24 protein-coding genes and 1 tRNA gene are annotated in these 15,227 nt (G+C 39.9%); 22 read left to right on the top strand and 3 right to left on the bottom strand.

The window, feature by feature from the left end:
- The first annotated feature begins 10 nt into the window (after positions 1–10).
- The 6 genes from racE (at position 11) to EK386_RS13000 (ending at position 4,191) form a co-directional block, all read left to right on the top strand.
- On the top strand, positions 11–805 hold the full coding sequence (gene racE, locus EK386_RS13025) for a glutamate racemase (protein ID WP_126659613.1): 795 nt from the start codon (positions 11–13) through the stop codon (positions 803–805).
- A gap of 161 nt (positions 806–966) precedes the next feature.
- Complete coding sequence (rph, locus tag EK386_RS13020; RefSeq protein ID WP_126659612.1) at positions 967–1,725, top strand: ribonuclease PH; 759 nt, start codon at positions 967–969, stop codon at positions 1,723–1,725.
- Entirely contained in the window at positions 1,726–2,316 is a 591-nt protein-coding gene (locus EK386_RS13015; protein ID WP_126659611.1) for an XTP/dITP diphosphatase, read from the top strand.
- 66 nt (positions 2,317–2,382) lie between these two features.
- Positions 2,383–2,889: a metallophosphoesterase gene (locus EK386_RS13010; protein ID WP_126659610.1), complete on the top strand. Its 507-nt coding sequence runs from the start codon at positions 2,383–2,385 to the stop codon at positions 2,887–2,889.
- A 114-nt stretch (positions 2,890–3,003) separates the two neighbouring features.
- Positions 3,004–3,077, top strand: a tRNA-Arg gene (locus EK386_RS13005).
- A gap of 121 nt (positions 3,078–3,198) precedes the next feature.
- Positions 3,199–4,191: a tyrosine-type recombinase/integrase gene (locus EK386_RS13000; protein ID WP_126659609.1), complete on the top strand. Its 993-nt coding sequence runs from the start codon at positions 3,199–3,201 to the stop codon at positions 4,189–4,191.
- Positions 4,192–4,792: 601 nt separating this feature from the next.
- On the opposite strand, the gene EK386_RS12995 is transcribed toward EK386_RS13000, so the two are convergent.
- Both EK386_RS12995 and EK386_RS12990 read right to left on the bottom strand, forming a co-directional pair.
- On the bottom strand, positions 4,793–5,044 hold the full coding sequence (locus EK386_RS12995; protein WP_126659608.1) for a hypothetical protein: 252 nt from the start codon (positions 5,042–5,044) through the stop codon (positions 4,793–4,795).
- 80 nt (positions 5,045–5,124) lie between these two features.
- Entirely contained in the window at positions 5,125–5,340 is a 216-nt protein-coding gene (locus EK386_RS12990) for a helix-turn-helix domain-containing protein (RefSeq protein ID WP_246027666.1), read from the bottom strand.
- 241 nt (positions 5,341–5,581) lie between these two features.
- Here EK386_RS12990 and EK386_RS12985 point away from each other — a divergent pair, with 241 nt between their 5' ends.
- The 3 genes from EK386_RS12985 to EK386_RS12975 are packed head-to-tail and all read left to right on the top strand — an operon-like array spanning position 5,582 to position 7,895.
- Entirely contained in the window at positions 5,582–6,853 is a 1,272-nt protein-coding gene (locus EK386_RS12985) for an FtsK/SpoIIIE domain-containing protein (RefSeq protein WP_126659607.1), read from the top strand.
- Positions 6,792–7,385, top strand: a complete 594-nt coding sequence (locus tag EK386_RS12980; RefSeq protein WP_126659606.1) for a replication-relaxation family protein — start codon at positions 6,792–6,794, stop codon at positions 7,383–7,385. The genes EK386_RS12985 and EK386_RS12980 overlap by 62 nt, the downstream gene beginning before the upstream one ends.
- A 12-nt stretch (positions 7,386–7,397) precedes the next feature.
- Positions 7,398–7,895: a pilin gene (locus EK386_RS12975; protein WP_126659605.1), complete on the top strand. Its 498-nt coding sequence runs from the start codon at positions 7,398–7,400 to the stop codon at positions 7,893–7,895.
- A 34-nt stretch (positions 7,896–7,929) separates the two neighbouring features.
- Here EK386_RS12975 and EK386_RS12970 read toward each other — a convergent pair whose 3' ends face one another.
- The gene (locus EK386_RS12970) at positions 7,930–8,121 is read right to left on the bottom strand and encodes a helix-turn-helix domain-containing protein (protein ID WP_126659604.1); all 192 of its coding nucleotides are present in this window, start codon (positions 8,119–8,121) and stop codon (positions 7,930–7,932) included.
- Positions 8,122–8,256: 135 nt separating this feature from the next.
- Here EK386_RS12970 and EK386_RS12965 point away from each other — a divergent pair, with 135 nt between their 5' ends.
- The 13 genes from EK386_RS12965 to EK386_RS12910 all read left to right on the top strand — a co-directional run bounded on the left by EK386_RS12965 (position 8,257) and on the right by EK386_RS12910 (position 15,095).
- On the top strand, positions 8,257–8,493 hold the full coding sequence (locus EK386_RS12965) for a hypothetical protein (RefSeq protein ID WP_126659603.1): 237 nt from the start codon (positions 8,257–8,259) through the stop codon (positions 8,491–8,493).
- A gap of 1 nt (position 8,494) precedes the next feature.
- On the top strand, positions 8,495–8,728 hold the full coding sequence (locus EK386_RS12960) for a hypothetical protein (RefSeq protein WP_126659602.1): 234 nt from the start codon (positions 8,495–8,497) through the stop codon (positions 8,726–8,728).
- Positions 8,729–9,424: 696 nt separating this feature from the next.
- Positions 9,425–10,015 (top strand): hypothetical protein, encoded by a 591-nt coding sequence (locus tag EK386_RS12955; protein ID WP_126659601.1) that lies wholly within the window; start codon positions 9,425–9,427, stop codon positions 10,013–10,015.
- Positions 10,016–10,133: 118 nt separating this feature from the next.
- Positions 10,134–10,400: a hypothetical protein gene (locus tag EK386_RS12950; protein WP_126659600.1), complete on the top strand. Its 267-nt coding sequence runs from the start codon at positions 10,134–10,136 to the stop codon at positions 10,398–10,400.
- A complete protein-coding gene (locus tag EK386_RS12945) occupies positions 10,312–11,727 on the top strand; it encodes a TOTE conflict system archaeo-eukaryotic primase domain-containing protein (protein ID WP_158674424.1) in 1,416 nt (471 codons plus the stop codon). Before EK386_RS12950 ends, EK386_RS12945 begins: the two co-directional genes overlap by 89 nt.
- A gap of 84 nt (positions 11,728–11,811) precedes the next feature.
- Positions 11,812–12,672 carry a hypothetical protein gene (locus tag EK386_RS12940; RefSeq protein WP_126659598.1) on the top strand — a complete coding sequence of 287 codons (861 nt, stop codon included), beginning with the start codon at positions 11,812–11,814 and terminating at the stop codon, positions 12,670–12,672.
- Between the two features lie 114 nt (positions 12,673–12,786).
- Positions 12,787–13,017, top strand: coding sequence for a helix-turn-helix domain-containing protein (locus tag EK386_RS12935; protein WP_126659597.1), 231 nt, complete (start codon positions 12,787–12,789; stop codon positions 13,015–13,017).
- Positions 13,007–13,270 (top strand): hypothetical protein, encoded by a 264-nt coding sequence (locus tag EK386_RS12930; protein WP_126659596.1) that lies wholly within the window; start codon positions 13,007–13,009, stop codon positions 13,268–13,270. Before EK386_RS12935 ends, EK386_RS12930 begins: the two co-directional genes overlap by 11 nt.
- A gap of 103 nt (positions 13,271–13,373) precedes the next feature.
- A complete protein-coding gene (locus EK386_RS20590; protein ID WP_281274264.1) occupies positions 13,374–13,508 on the top strand; it encodes a hypothetical protein in 135 nt (44 codons plus the stop codon).
- A gap of 4 nt (positions 13,509–13,512) precedes the next feature.
- Complete coding sequence (locus EK386_RS12925; protein WP_126659595.1) at positions 13,513–13,938, top strand: hypothetical protein; 426 nt, start codon at positions 13,513–13,515, stop codon at positions 13,936–13,938.
- Positions 13,928–14,599: a hypothetical protein gene (locus EK386_RS12920; protein WP_126659594.1), complete on the top strand. Its 672-nt coding sequence runs from the start codon at positions 13,928–13,930 to the stop codon at positions 14,597–14,599. The genes EK386_RS12925 and EK386_RS12920 overlap by 11 nt, the downstream gene beginning before the upstream one ends.
- 1 nt (position 14,600) lies before the next feature.
- A complete protein-coding gene (locus EK386_RS12915) occupies positions 14,601–14,813 on the top strand; it encodes a hypothetical protein (RefSeq protein ID WP_126659593.1) in 213 nt (70 codons plus the stop codon).
- A gap of 48 nt (positions 14,814–14,861) precedes the next feature.
- Positions 14,862–15,095 carry a hypothetical protein gene (locus EK386_RS12910; RefSeq protein WP_126659592.1) on the top strand — a complete coding sequence of 78 codons (234 nt, stop codon included), beginning with the start codon at positions 14,862–14,864 and terminating at the stop codon, positions 15,093–15,095.
- Positions 15,096–15,227: the final 132 nt, after the last annotated feature.

Raw genomic sequence — 15,227 nt, 5'->3', positions numbered from 1 at the left:
GGCGGTTATTGTGAATGCCCCGATAGGCGTTATTGATTCAGGTGTTGGCGGTTTAACGGTAGCCAAGCAAATAATGAATGTTTTACCAGAAGAAACAATCTACTACATCGGTGATACTGCAAGATGCCCTTATGGATCTAGAGACAGGCAGGAAGTACTTACGTATACATGGCAAATGGCATCAGTATTAGAGAAAATGAATATCAAAATGCTTGTCATTGCATGTAATACGGCCACCGCAGTAGCATTAAGAAGTTTACAAAAGAACTTATCAATTCCAGTAATTGGTGTCATTAATGCTGGTGCACGTGCTGCCGAGAAAAAAACGAAACGAAATGAAATTGTTGTTCTCGCGACGGAAGGTACAATAAAAAGTGGCGCATATGAAGATGCACTACTTTCTTTAAGTACGAAGGCGAAAATAATTCCTCTTGCATGTCCGACATTTGTTCCTTTAGTGGAAAGTGGAGAATATGAAGGACAATTTGCATTCGACCTTGTAGAAAAGGGTTTAAAGCCGCTAACAAATAAAAAATTTGATACAGTGATTTTAGGATGTACCCATTATCCAATTATTCAGCACCATATCGAAAAAGTAGTTGGGCCTGACGTTCATGTACTCTCTTCGGCCGAGGAAACGGCAAAAGAAGTGAAAGAGTTATTAACCTATGAGCACAAGCTAAATACATCTGGGAAAAAACCGGAACACATTTTTTTCGCAACAGGTTCCGTTCCCATTTTTCGAACAATTGCTGAAAATTGGCTGAAAAAGTCACATTTAGATATCCGACGAATCAAACTGTAAATTGCCAGGTATTCAAACATCTGTTTGGATACCTGTTTATTTTTTTGGTGCCTGGCACTCGTTTAATTATGAATATTCAGAATTGTATGAGTGCCAGGCACCTGGTACGATGATTTGATTTATGTTAAGATGATTAGCGCGAAGTATCAAGGAGGACATATATGACAAGACATGATGGACGAGCTATAGAGCAATTAAGAACAGTGAAAATTGATTCAAATTATTTAATGCATCCGGAAGGGTCTGTATTAATTGAAGTAGGGAATACAAAAGTGATTTGTACGGCAACCATTGAAGATCGTGTTCCTGGATTTTTACGTGGTCAAGGGAAAGGCTGGATCACAGCAGAATACTCTATGTTACCTAGAGCTACTGCCGATCGTACACAACGGGATGCATCTCGTGGGAAAATTAATGGTCGTACAATGGAAATTCAACGATTAATCGGTCGTGCATTACGTGCGATTGTCGACTTAGAAGCGCTTGGAGAAAAGACTGTTTGGATTGATTGTGATGTCATTCAAGCAGACGGTGGAACACGCACAGCATCCATTACAGGGGCGTTTGTAGCGTTAACACAGGCCTTAGCACAGTACAATGAAGCAAAACCATTTGCAAAGTTCCCAATCGTGGATTTCTTAGCAGCTACTAGTGTTGGTATCGTCGATGAAATAGGGGCAATTTTAGATTTAAATTATGTAGAAGACGTAGCAGCTACAGTCGATATGAATCTTGTCATGACAGGCAATGGTCGCTTTGTTGAAATTCAAGGAACAGGAGAAGAAGCAACATTCTCCCGAGATGAATTAAATACATTATTATCACTTGGTGAAAAGGGTATCCTAGAGCTAATCGCAATTCAAAAAGAAGTACTAGGGGACGCAGCAAATTTAGTTCGTTCTGCAAAGGAGGATGCTTAAATGAAGCAAGTAGTAATCGCCACGAAAAATAAAGGGAAAGCAAAAGATTTTGAAGCATTATTTACACCACTTGGCTATGAAGTGGTGACGATGTTTGATGTAGCACCCGATATGGAAATTGAAGAAACAGGTACAACATTTGAAGAGAATGCAGTATTAAAGGCAGAAACATTAGCGCAGGCTCTTGGAAAACTTGTAATTGCAGATGATAGTGGCTTAGCCGTCGATGCATTAGGAGGAGAACCAGGCGTTTATTCAGCTCGATATGCAGGAGATCATGATGACGAGGCGAATATAATAAAAGTAATGGAAAAAATGAATGAAGTGCCAGATGAAAAGCGTACGGCACGTTTTTGTTGTGCACTAGCGATTGCCGGTCCAGAAATGGAATCACATACGGTATTTGGGACGTGTGAAGGAGTCATTCTTCGTGAAAAACGCGGAACAAACGGATTTGGTTACGACCCAATATTCTTTGTACCCGAGCTGAATCGTACAATGGCCGAATTAACACCAGAAGAAAAAGGCGCCATTTCACATCGAGGCAATGCGATTCGTAAACTAGCTGAAGAGTTACCAAATATAATGTAAGAAAGAATGTCCGGTATTTTGTGGAAAAATAAATATCGGACATATTTTTCATGGTGGAGGTTTTGTATGAAACTATTAGTAATGAGTGATACCCATGGAGATGCAGAAGTCATTAATCGAGTTCGCAAGGCGCATGAAAACGTGGACGCCATCATACATTGTGGTGATAGTGAATTGCCCTTTGATCACCCTTATTTAGAAGGTGTGAAAAAAGTACGCGGCAACTGTGACCGTGATACAAGATTCCCAGAAGAAGAATTGTTTGAATGGAATGATGTAAAAGTTTTTATAGCGCATGGTCATTTGTTAAATGTAAAAGCAACAACAATGAATTTACTTTATCGAACAAAAGAACTTGAAGCAAACGCCGCTTTTTTTGGGCATTCTCACGTATTAGGTGCAGAACTTGTGGACAATATACTATTTGTGAATCCAGGAAGCCTTTTAAAGCCTCGTGGAATCGCTGAGAAAAGTTATGTCATTGTTGAGTTTCAGGACGGAAAATGGACAGTTAAAGCTTTTAACGATGAAGGAGTCGAGTTGTTTTCAAAGCAGTTTGAATTAACAAAATAAAGGTTCAAAATGGATAAAGAAAAATTTTCTTAAAATGTTAATCAAAGTGTTGACTTATCTTCTAGATTTGCTATAATAAATATTGTCCTTAAGGAAATCATCTTAAGTGATCATGTCTCAGTAGCTCAGCCGGATAGAGCATACGCCTTCTAAGCGTACGGTCGGGGGTTCGAATCCCTCCTGGGACGTACTTTTTGCGGTAGAAACCGCGTTATATAAGCCTTCTAGCGAAGTTAAAGCGACGGTCAATGAGCGGTCAAACTGCGAATTGTGTACGCCTTCTAACTTACGTTAGGAGGTTTTTTTGCGTTGTCTAAAAAGAGAAACGGACTAACTGTTGCGGCAGATTTATCGGAAATGTTTAGCGTGGAGAAAGACGTCGAACCGATCGTAGTTAATCGTAAAGCCTCGCTATCAATCGAGAAGGCGTTAGAAATTATCGTGAGACAGATGCGGGCGAGCGGTCTGCGTGAGCGAACCATTCATGATTATGAAACGTATGTAAACGACTTTATAGAGAAAACCAACGTCGAATTCTTACTCGCAATAGATGCGGATGCTATTTACGACTGGCTATCGTCAATGAAAGTTAAAGATACTACGAAGCGAATCCGTCTTAAATGTTTTAATGCGTTTTTGACTAAGTGTTTTCATAACGGTTGGCTTGCCGATATGTTTTGGAAGAATATTCGTATTAGAGTAGACGAGCCAATAAAGGAAGGCGCTACGGATGAAGATGTATTTAATGTTTTACGTCTATTAGATTTATCGAAATTTATAGAGTTACGAGATGCTACTGCGATTCTTACGATGTATCAAACGGGCATAAGGCTCGCAACATTATCCGCACTTGAAGAACGTCACGTTGATTTAGAAAATAGAGTATTACGGATTGAGGGCGCCTTATTAAAGAATCGTAAAGTTATCTTGTTACCATTCGACGGTCGGCTCCAAAAGTTGTTTGAGGTTTTATTCGAACAAAATCGCCTAATTCGTGAAGAAAAGAATCTTGATAATAAGTTTGTATTTATAACGCAAGCCGGAGAGTCTGTGCATAATGAGCGTTCACCAAAGTCTAATGCAATAGCCAAACGATTGAATTATTATAAACGGATTTACGGCATTAAAAATATTAATCCGCATGGTCTTCGACGTGGATTCGCTAAAGACATATATAAGCGGAGCAAAGGCGATTTAGCGCTCGTTTCAAAGGCGTTAGGCCATTCTGATTTTGCTATTACAGCGCGCTATTTGCATCTTGATCCCGAAGAAGTAGCGGACAAGCTGCGAGAGTTTAGATAAAAAGAAAAAAGCCGTAGCGCACCACCGCTACGACCATTTGACATACACACCCGTAAAAAATGAGTTCCAACACAAATTTAATACGAGTTCTGATGCCTTTATTATATCGAAAAAAAGCGATATTGCAAAGGTCTAGTTTCCTATTGTCTTTTTTAGGAAAACTCAACGTCGAGCAGCCGTTAAGCGACGTTAAAAAACACGTCAAGTAGCCGTCTACCGCACAAAACGGATATATCGCAAGTCAACCCGTTTGCTTGTTTACGGTTGCGATGAATTGGTGAGAGCGACCATTAAAGGCTCGGTGGTTTACTGGCGTGTTACGGCACGGGTAATCACATTCATGTGGACAAACAGTCGGACAAATCCGACCAATCAAGGACTGATTCACACGTATAGGACGGTAATTATACGAGAATGTGAAAGGTGAAAGCCTTCTACGAAACAAGACGACAGAACCCTCGGACGTCACCATGACGCTGAAAATAATCGCGTAGTTACTTATTGTCTATTACTCTATTTTGAGTTTTAGATAGTAAGGTAACTACTTCCCGAGCATTTCCTGGAGCGAGCAGCCATTCTGCTGAAAATGGGGGATCGGTTGTCAATCAATAAATTTATTAAATGCTTCTTGAAGTGTTTCACTATCAGATGGTTTATTATTTTCAACTTTATAAAACAAGTCATTTAAACGTTCACGAAGTTTTGAAATGTTTGTTTGTAAACTACCTGCGCTTCGATCAACATTTGAACCTAATCCGTATATACGACCTTCTTCTAGATTTTTCAGAATGTAATTTATTTCTCTAATTTCATGTTCATATTTTTCTCGTAATTTTTGTTGATTATTGCTCATTATCCTAAAACCTCCATTTAAAGTTATTGTATAATTATAGCATTTTATCTTTTAAATGGAATGATAGTGCAACTATAATCTTATTCGGATAGTGTTTTAAAGTCTAAGATTTCGCGTATATCATTAATTTCTAATACCTCAGCGATCTTACATATCGCTGTTTTAGGAATACGTTCTGTTTTATTCGTAGCCAATTCAGAGATAGTGCGGTTGGACAAGCCGGTAAGTGCTGCGAGTTCTTTCTGTTCCATGTTCCGCTCTTTTAATAGTTGCTTCAATTTGATTTCGAGTTCCAAACGATCACCTCACAACTTTTTCATTTCCGTTTAGCATAATTTCCGTTAAACGGAAATAAAATATTACCAAATACGATTCCTAGTCGACTTCTAGTTTCGTGTCTACTCTAGTATTTCAACTTGGAATATGCAAATTCCTTTAATAGCAACGATTAAACCGCCATTTAAAACATTCTCGATTGGTGCAACTCTTACTACGTAAGATAACCGTGACGCAAATATTTTGTGAAGGGAGATGTTTATGCTTTTTGAAATCGTATCAACTACGGTCTTTGGTGCAATCGCTATTAAAGCCTACACGTCAAAGAAAGGTTTATCGAATGATTCGGGCAAGATTCAACGGATAATGTCGCTAAGTGGTCTGAATGTGAAGGACGGAGAAGATACGCATACAACGCAGCTAATTAAGAAAAAGCAATATTATTGGGGATGGGAGTATCGTTACCGAATACCGTTAGGGCGTAGCTTTGACGATTATGCCAGTAAATTGCGCGTGCTAGAGGACGGATTAAACAATCGTCGTAAACGGATTACCTTTGCAGATTTAAAGTCGTTGCAGCTTGACGCGAATATTATCGACAATCTAAGAACGTTATGGAAAACGAAGCTGACGGAGCGTAAAGAGATTGAACTGGCTTACGACGGCTTACTGATCGTAAGAGTTTACGACAAGGCGTTGCCAACGCAAATTAATTGGAATGATGCGCTTTTAAAATCAAATACATGGTCCGTGCCTATCGGATTTACCCGAAACGGCGAAACTATCCGGCACGATTTCGATAAAGATAAGCATTTAATCATAGCCGGCGCAACAGGCTTCGGAAAGAGCGCCATTTTAAAATTGATTACTACAATGTTGATTGAGCAACAACCGGAAAACGTCGAATTGTCATTAATTGACCTCAAAGGGGGCTCGGCCTTCCATCGATTTAGAAATTGTAAGCAAGTAAAATACTACTCTCGCGATCCCAAAAGTGCGATGGACGTACTAACAAAAGTTCAAAATGACATGCAAAAATCATTCGAACATGTCGTTGATAGTGGCTTTGAAGATGTAAAGGAAGCGAAAATAAAGAAACGTCACTTTATTATCATCGATGAAGCAGCCGACTTATCAGACGATAAAGACGTTATGGAAATCATTACAGATATTGCCCGTCGAGGTCGTTCGGCCGGCTATTACCTCATATTCTGCACGCAATATCCTACCGCACAAGTAATCCCATCTCAAACCAAAAGGAATATTATCGCCCGATTATGCTATGTCGTTGATACAGATACCGCCTCAAGAGTCGTACTCGATGAATGTGGAGCCGATAAATTGCCCGATATACCAGGGCGAGGCATTTATAAAAACAACGTGAAACGATATACAGTCCAATCGCCGTTTATTTCAAACCAAACTATTCAACAGATAATCGAGCCTCACATCGTTAAGGAGGAGAGTTCGCATGAAAAAGAAGATTCTGACGAAGCGAGACGAACAGATTCTATTACTTTTGAAACGCTTTGACTTTCTAAGCCGCGAGCAACTAAACCGCTACTTTCACTTGGGGACGGTTCGCAATACGAATCGAGTCTTATCGGGTTTATCAGAATATCTATCGTCATTTCGAGATGGCTATATGACTGTTTATTATTTGAACTCTCAAGGTCGAGACTACGTAGATTGCGATAAAATCCGCAAGAAGGGCGGACATATAGCGCATATTCTTATGCGCAATGACGCCTGGCTTTTCTATAAATGTCCGCGTGATTGGAAGAACGAAGTCAAAATATCGAACGGCGCTATATCAGTTATAGCAGATGCAGTCTTTACACGTAACGGATTTTATCACTTTTTAGAGGTCGATCATTTGCAGACGATGAAAGAGAACCGAGCGAAAATTAATCGCTATAAATCACTCATGGAGAGTCTTGTAAAGCAATTCGGCTACTATCCAACAATCGTATGGATTACGACGACAGAACATCGTAAAAAGCAAATAGAAGGCGCTTGCGACGGATTGAAAACGATTGTTTATACGATTAACGATATTCGATAAGGGGGAAACATCATGTTTTTCAAGCGGAATAAAATCGAGGTCGTGCCAGTGAGTGAGTACACGGATTACACGGAACGATTCGCAGAGTTTGAGAAGATGCGTAGAGAAGAAAAGTATGCAACAAGAAAAACGGTCGCCCTGGCTACTGTGATTCCAACGGCTACAAGTATCGGGCTTGCAGTCCATCAATACGCAGAGAAAACGGCAACCGCTTTAACGTCTATTCCAGTGTATGCGCAAATTCCCGTAGTAGCACCGCAGCAGACTGGCATAATTGCTGACGCATCGCTTACGGCAATAACGACGATACTAGATCCTATCATCAATCTATTGGTGGCCATTAGCTTCCCTATCGCAAGTGTAATCGTTGTCTGCTCGTTTTTCTTAATTATGCTCGGTAACCAGGAGAAAGCATTCGATATGATGATGAAGGCGGGGTTAGGGTATATATTGATACAATTGAGCCCGATGCTACTCAACATTTTAAAGAGCGTTGGTTCATTATTATAAAATAAAAAGGCCTTTCTCATTGCGAGATAGGCCTTTATTTTTTGAAATCGATTATTAAGTCAACTTCTAACGCATTTGCAATCTTTTCTAAGTCATTAACAGTATAAGAGCCGTTTTTCATCTTTTTAGATAAGTTCGACTGTGTAGTATTTATTGCTTCGGCTAGTTGAGTTGCGGTCATATCTCGTTCAACTAGTAAGTGTTTAATTTGTTTTGTAATATCCATGAATAACGCTCCTTTCATAAGTTATATCCATAATAACATAAAATATGAATTTAATTCATAAAAAATGTTGACTCGGTAATAATACTCATATATTATGAATTTAAGGAATAATTAATGAATTGAGGAGATGGAGTTATGACGACGGTAGAATTACTAGAAATCGAAGAAGGTTATGTAATCGAAGTTTTCACGGTAGCAATTACAAAGGAAATTCGCTTGAAGGTCTATGACAACGAAGATGCGACGTTAATTTTAGGCAGAAGCGAGATCAACTTCGATTGGACGGAAGATGCAAAGGCGATATTCGACTCAATCGATACTTGCGAGCCAATCGAATTGTTAACAGCATTATCACAGTTAAAGGGGCGTTAGAATGGATAATCAAACGTTATTAAAGAAGGCAGCAGACCGCTTGCAAACTTGGCTAGACGAACGGAGCCAGGACGGTATAGCAACAGATATGCACGATGTAGAGCAGTATTTGAGCGCATATCTTTATGGCGACCTGGCGGACTTATGCAATCTTTATGGCGCGTCAGATGCACAAATTGGCAGCTACGTTAGAACTTTTAACGAATTTATCGAGGCGGAAATGACGAAGTTTTAAAACCGCATAGAAGCGTGAGGCAGCGTTTTACAAGGGCGAGCAAGCGAGTTGGTTGGCGACAATTCGCGAACATGAATGGTCAGGTAGCGGCAACTACTTGACTATAATGCGAACTATTGGCGGAGTTTGCTACGAGAGGCAGAGCGGCGGCAACCGCTCTTCTTTTTTATTTGTTCACAATTTCGTCATAAAGTGGGTGTGCTAAAACTGTGCGATATGTATTTTGTGAGTATATAAGTATGTAGCAGCGTAAATCGATAAAAAAATTTGTATAGAAGTATGTAGGAAGGAAAAAGTGGGAGGTTCACAAATTCGTCACATTTATTACAAAAAGTCCGTGGCAATCGGCCAACTTTTTTCGGGTATTTAAAGTAGGGATGCAAATCAGCGAAAACGCCCAAAGTTAAATTTTTTTGTATAGAAAAGAGTAGGGGAAGTTTTTTGTAATAACCGTTGCAATTTTAATGGTCTACTTATGCATTGTCTAGTAATGGAACTTTTTCAGAAAATCCGTCCCATTTTTTGAAGTTTTAGTGCGCCATGTGAAGTAGAGGGAATAATTTTTAAAAAACTTTCGCGAAATCCGTTATCAAATTTTGAGATTACCGAGCAGATATAAGTAGGAGAGAAAATTAGGTCCGATCAATCGGCGTTGACATACAACCAATAAAAACAACCAAAGGGAGAGATTTTATTATGACAATGACAAAAACTGAAATTCAAAATGGTATGAAAGAAATCAACGGGAAGTTAGCTTTTGCAACAGTCGCAGCAATTATTGAAATGCCGACGTTTATAAATACTAAAGAAGAGCAAGCCAAGAATGGTGACAATGGTGTGTTCAAAGTGGCATTCACAAAGAGCGAGCGCCTGGACGTTGATTGCTATGGAAACGTTTCGCAAATGGAGACATACCAAATTCAATTATACGAAATATATGGAGGTAACGACTTACTAACAGTCTACATTGAAGAAGGTGAATGTTATGTCGGAGACGAGAGAATGGAATTACAGAGTATTTCAGCCGAGGCGGTTAATGCAATGCTGACGTTTATTCATGGTGAAGGCGATCATATGGTAGGGGCCATGGAAGAAGTTGCGTTTAGTTCGCAGTTAGATGCTCTAGTTTCATATGACCGATTAATTAAGGAATGGATAATGGTATGGAAAACGTTAGAGTATGGCGAGATTTCAGACGATAAGAGAGTCGATTATATCGAGCGCTATCTTGAAATTTCAGATTTAGTTGGACAACTTCAAATCGATGTATTTATGGCACACGATTAATAATTCTTTTGCCCGGCATAACCGTCGGGCTAATAACTATTATTACCTGTAATCCTATCGTCCCTAATATATATATAGTTATTAGTACCGAAAATCGACATTTTTAGGAGGAAATCAGATGGGAAAGAAGTGTATATTGTCCCTTGGTGTTGCACGGAATCTATTATCAAGAGGTTGTAGATTAATAGACGTAGATAGTTCAACGGCTCGCCAAGGCAAACTCGTATTTATCTTTATTGCTGACGATCATTTTAACCGCACATTAGCGGAAATCTCACATAAAGGAGCGCATGCAGATGCAACGACAGAAACAGAACGACGCAATCGCCCAAATAAACCAACTTTATATCAGCACTCGAAAGAAGTACATCATTCAGACCGTTGACCAATATATCACATTGGACGGATTTAAACACCAAAATATATGGACCTTAAACGATGGTATGATACAACGCCATTTAGATGGAAAAACAACCTACGGAATATTTAACGGTAATACAGTTAACAAATTTATCACTTTCGATATTGATTATGCAGATGATTCGGCAATGGCTCGTTGGGCGACTTTCAATATTATTCAAGCGCTAGAATCCGAGTTTAATATAAGAAGTTCGGATATTCACGTTTCATTTAGCGGAAATAAAGGCTATCACGTTGATTTATATTTCGATAAAGCTATAAAAGCAGATGATGCTAAGTCGTTTTATGAGCGCGTCATTAATACCGCAGGACTACCGTCAGAAAAAGTAGAGTTCCGTCCATCTTATACGCAAGCAGTCAAGTTACCGTTAGGCATCCATCAAAAAACAGGCAAGCGTTGTTGGTTCGTTGATCGCGAAACATTAGAGCCAATCGAGTCATTCGACTACTTGAACGACGTTGCGTCGATGGACCATTCGTTAATATTGGACGCTTTAATCGATTTATCGCCCGAACAAGAAGCGGAGTTTCATAAAGTCGTGGAGCGAACAGATATTGATGTAAATGTTGTTACGCATCAGAAGGCGCAGCAAAAGGTAATTGACATAATAAATGCGGGACAATTATTGCACAGTAATTCACGTCATGAAACGACGCTATTGCTCGCGACATTTTGTAATACTCAAGGCTATGCGGAAGATGAAGCGGTATCGCTAATAATGGATATTTTGCATAATACGCCATCGGATTATTTTAGCGAAGGCAGCAAGCCGGAATTTTGGCGGCGTGAGGCGGAGCGTATTGTCAAAAGGGCGTTTGATTGTAACTATCAGCTCGGAAATGAAAATAAGCCGGTCACCGTTTACAAGTCGGAAATACTTGCCGTCCTTAGTGTCGGAACATTCCGTCAAAAGCAATTAGCTTACGCCATGTTAATGACTTCCAAACGATATGGCAACACGTTCTATTTAACGGTAAATACAGCTATGCGGATGCTTGGCACGACATCCAGGGAAACGGTTCAAAATGCGATAGAGAAATTGATCGAGGTCGGATTTATCGAATATGTTCGTAAAGGTGAATTGGATATGGCGCAAAGTAAGGTACGTGGCCATCCGTTTTACAAGCCGAACCGTTACCGAATCCTAATAGAAAAACCGAAAGCAGACGAGCGGAGCATAGACGTGACGGCCGAACAATCTTTAGTCGACGTTTCGTTTCAACTATTCGACACAAGAGAATTGAAGCGGATTATAAAGCGGTCAGAGTTTGGCGGTCGATGGGCGCGTTAGCCTCGTAGTATACCGTTATTAATATATATAGTTATTAGTACCGAAAATCAACACTACTAAAACGACAAAGGGAGTAATGTTTAAATGACTACAAAAACCACAAAGATTAAAATGCCATCCGTAGAACAGTTACAAAGAGATATATACGCATTTTGGAAAGAGTACGCCGGAAAAAAGGGGAAGTCATATACAACAATTGAAAAAACCACGATTGCCAAAGAGTTTCTTACCGAACAGCATCATTTGTGGAAACATCATTTAAACTACCTCCACGACAAAACACGCGATGACGGAAAAATTAAAGGTAAAAAACTTACGTTAATGGATATTGAATTAAAGCACCCGGCTTACTACCGTAAAGGGAGCGTACGGAAAGCGTGTATTTACGATATTATTGCTGACTTTATCGCAACTGAACACGACGCAATAATTGAAGATGTGCGTAAATATCCTGTTTATAGCGAAGCGCAAGAATTAAGTCGCCAACAAATGCGTTTGCGTCATGAAATCGCGATATTTGACATCGATTCAGACGATGAAGACGCTCGACAACCGTTCGGCACGATCTCAAGTGATGATTTAGCGCAACAAGTGGCGGAGCGTCCAGAAACATACGAGGTAACAAAAGAAATGATGTACGAGTTAATTGACGACTGGAAAGCAAATATTGACGAGATTGTAGCAGACTTGCTTAAAATGCGTGAATGTACGCTCGACAAGCGATCGTTGAGACGTAAAATCAGTCGCTTAAGTTATGACAGCGTGAAAGAGTGCAAAGAGTGCGGACAAGTCTTTTATGCAAAGGACGCACGAACGGAAGTATGCGATTTAACTGTTAAATATATCGTCAAAGACAATATATTAATACCAACTAAAAAGAGCGTATGTTGGCAACGTAGAAATGCTTATAAAACTCGCAAAAGCAAAGGGAAATGCGCAATTTAGCGATACCTATTTTCATAGTGAAGTAGAGGGCGAAGTTGAGGCTACTTCGTCTTATTTATTTCGATATTTAGCGTTAAAAATGATAAAAAACAATATTTGAAAGGACGTGAGCAAATGGACTTTAGCGAGTACGTTCGACATACAAGGTTATTTTACGGGCTAACTCAAAAAGAGTTTGCAGAAAAATTAGGCTATAAACAAACGACAATCTCAGACGTAGAGAACAAGCGCAAGAACGCCAGTGATCGGTTGCGAGCAGCATTAATACGCAACTATCCGAAATCACCGGAGTTTGAGCGCTTTTTATATGAAATAAAACAAGGAGGAGTAAATAATGGCAGCTGAATTATGGCGCTTAGACGGTAACAATTTTGCTCTTTATATCGACGGGTTGCACAGTAAGGAAATTCGTAATATCAAACGATCGCGAGACTGGCAGATTATTGCGACATATCAAAAGGGCGGGCAAGTAGTCGGTTTGCAATGGCGCATACCTGAATCAGAATATCGAAAGGCACGGAGGATTGTAAATAGAGTTAGTAAAGGCGTACATGATTGCACAATATCAGAGCCTACAAGCGTTAGAAAGACAGGTTAGGATAAATCCCATTAGGAAAAGAATTTAACAACTAAAATACTACTAGTTTTATAGAATCATGTTCATATATGTAGCTAAAAAACGAGAGGGACGGTGTTTTTAAATGACAAAGAAAACGAATAAAGAGATTCGTGAAAGTAAATTAAAGCCCGCGCAAGTTCGACGTAAAAAGCGCGCCAAGCAAAAAGAAGAAACTGCGATGGAATACGCATTTAGACAAGCGATGAAAAAGGAGTGATCCGATGCGCTTCGGTCTACTATCAATTGTTGAATTGCGTGAGCAGCCGTTTGTGAGTCTACTAATCTACGAGACAGACGAGCAAGGCATATCGGCACTCATAGCGGACATTATAAAGCCTTATGGCGATTTTATCGACTTGCTTGACGATTTACACGACTTTCAGATAAATCAAGCTGAAACGGACAGTCAAGCGCTCTACCGAGACTTAGTGAACGTTAAATTTCCCGTGATATATCGCAGAGAAATCGAGGATACAAGGCGAGCAGTTAAGCAAAGCGAGGCCATGCTCGTTGAATTATACGAATTAGATAAAGAAGTGGAACAAGATGCGCCAGTGCTTCCGGCTTGGCGTTTATGGTGTATCGATAAGTTAGAACGTTTAATAAAACTACTACAAACAAAGGGAGTTAAAACAAATGCAAATTAAAGAATATGAGTTATTAAACCAATACAAAGAGCAAAACACAAAACGAGCAGACGCCTTGCAACAGTACCAACAGGCGCTAACTGACGCAAAATCACGCTTGCAAGAACTTGAGACGCAGTATGACTATACATTTACTACTAGCGTTTCGAAAGGTGAGGACAAAGCGAAGGAACTCGACAAGATTAATGACGACATTTCCTTACAACGTGAGGTAGTTGCTAGACGTGAGCATGACTATAAACTCGCAAACCAGGCATTGCCCGACGGCGATATTACGTCGGTTGACGTCGTAAACGAGTATAACTCTACGTTTAGAAAGGAAATTCAATCGGAGTATGTGCCGCTAGTCGAAGATAAGTTAAAGTTGGCGCGTGATTTAATCTTATCGGCAATTATGGATCATCGAGAGTATTCCGCTGCTTACAGTGATTTATCGCAAGAAATGAAGGAAATCACAATGGCGAATCATTCGAGCGGGAAAACATCTCTTATTAATCCGGCTCATCATCCAACAGACGAGGCTCACGTCTTAGGCAAAGCGGGCGTCATTAAAGCGGTACAAGGCGTATTAAACGACGTCAGCGGCTTCACGTATGGGAAAACGCCTTACAACTTCCAGTACATCGCAAAAGCACCAAAACTAGAAAAAGGAGCGAAATAAAATGGCAGACATTCGAGCATTTAAAGCACAATTACAGCAAAAAATCGCAAGCGGTACAGTTACAATCGACGATTTACAAACGTTAGCGACGTCAGCAAGGCGTACCGGCAGCATGAGCGACCGCTTACTGTATGCACGGGCAAGTCGTTCTTATAAACTATCGCAAGAAATTGAAAAACTAACGGAATCAGAGCAGTCGGAAGAAGAACAATAAGCCGATTGCTTTTTTAATAAAAAAACTTAAACGAATGGAGACAATCAAATGGCATTAATTATTAACCACACAAACGAAGGCGTAAAAGTTCTAGGTGACGATTATTTAAAGACGAAATTACCGGCGGACTTCAACGTAAACGAAATCGACTTAACAGGCGAGCGGATCGGTGCGGGTTTATTGGCAGTAGCTTATAACGATGCAGAATCAAAGGGCATTGACGCAATTAAACGATACTTTGCAATTAAAGAGAAGTTTATGGAACAACAAAATAAACAGTAGCACATCAAAGCATCCCGGATTAAATTTCCGAGGTGCTTTTTATTATCATGTCCGACTTCACTCGGACACCTATGGTAAAAGCATTTAGTATGACGTCATATTAAATTCCTCCAACGCTCGCTCGACCGTCAA

It is taken from the genome of Lysinibacillus antri, from assembly GCF_003977595.1.
Classification (GTDB): domain Bacteria; phylum Bacillota; class Bacilli; order Bacillales_A; family Planococcaceae; genus Ureibacillus; species Ureibacillus antri.
Note: the sequence above shows the minus strand (reverse complement) of the source record. Positions and strands in the feature narration are given on the sequence as shown.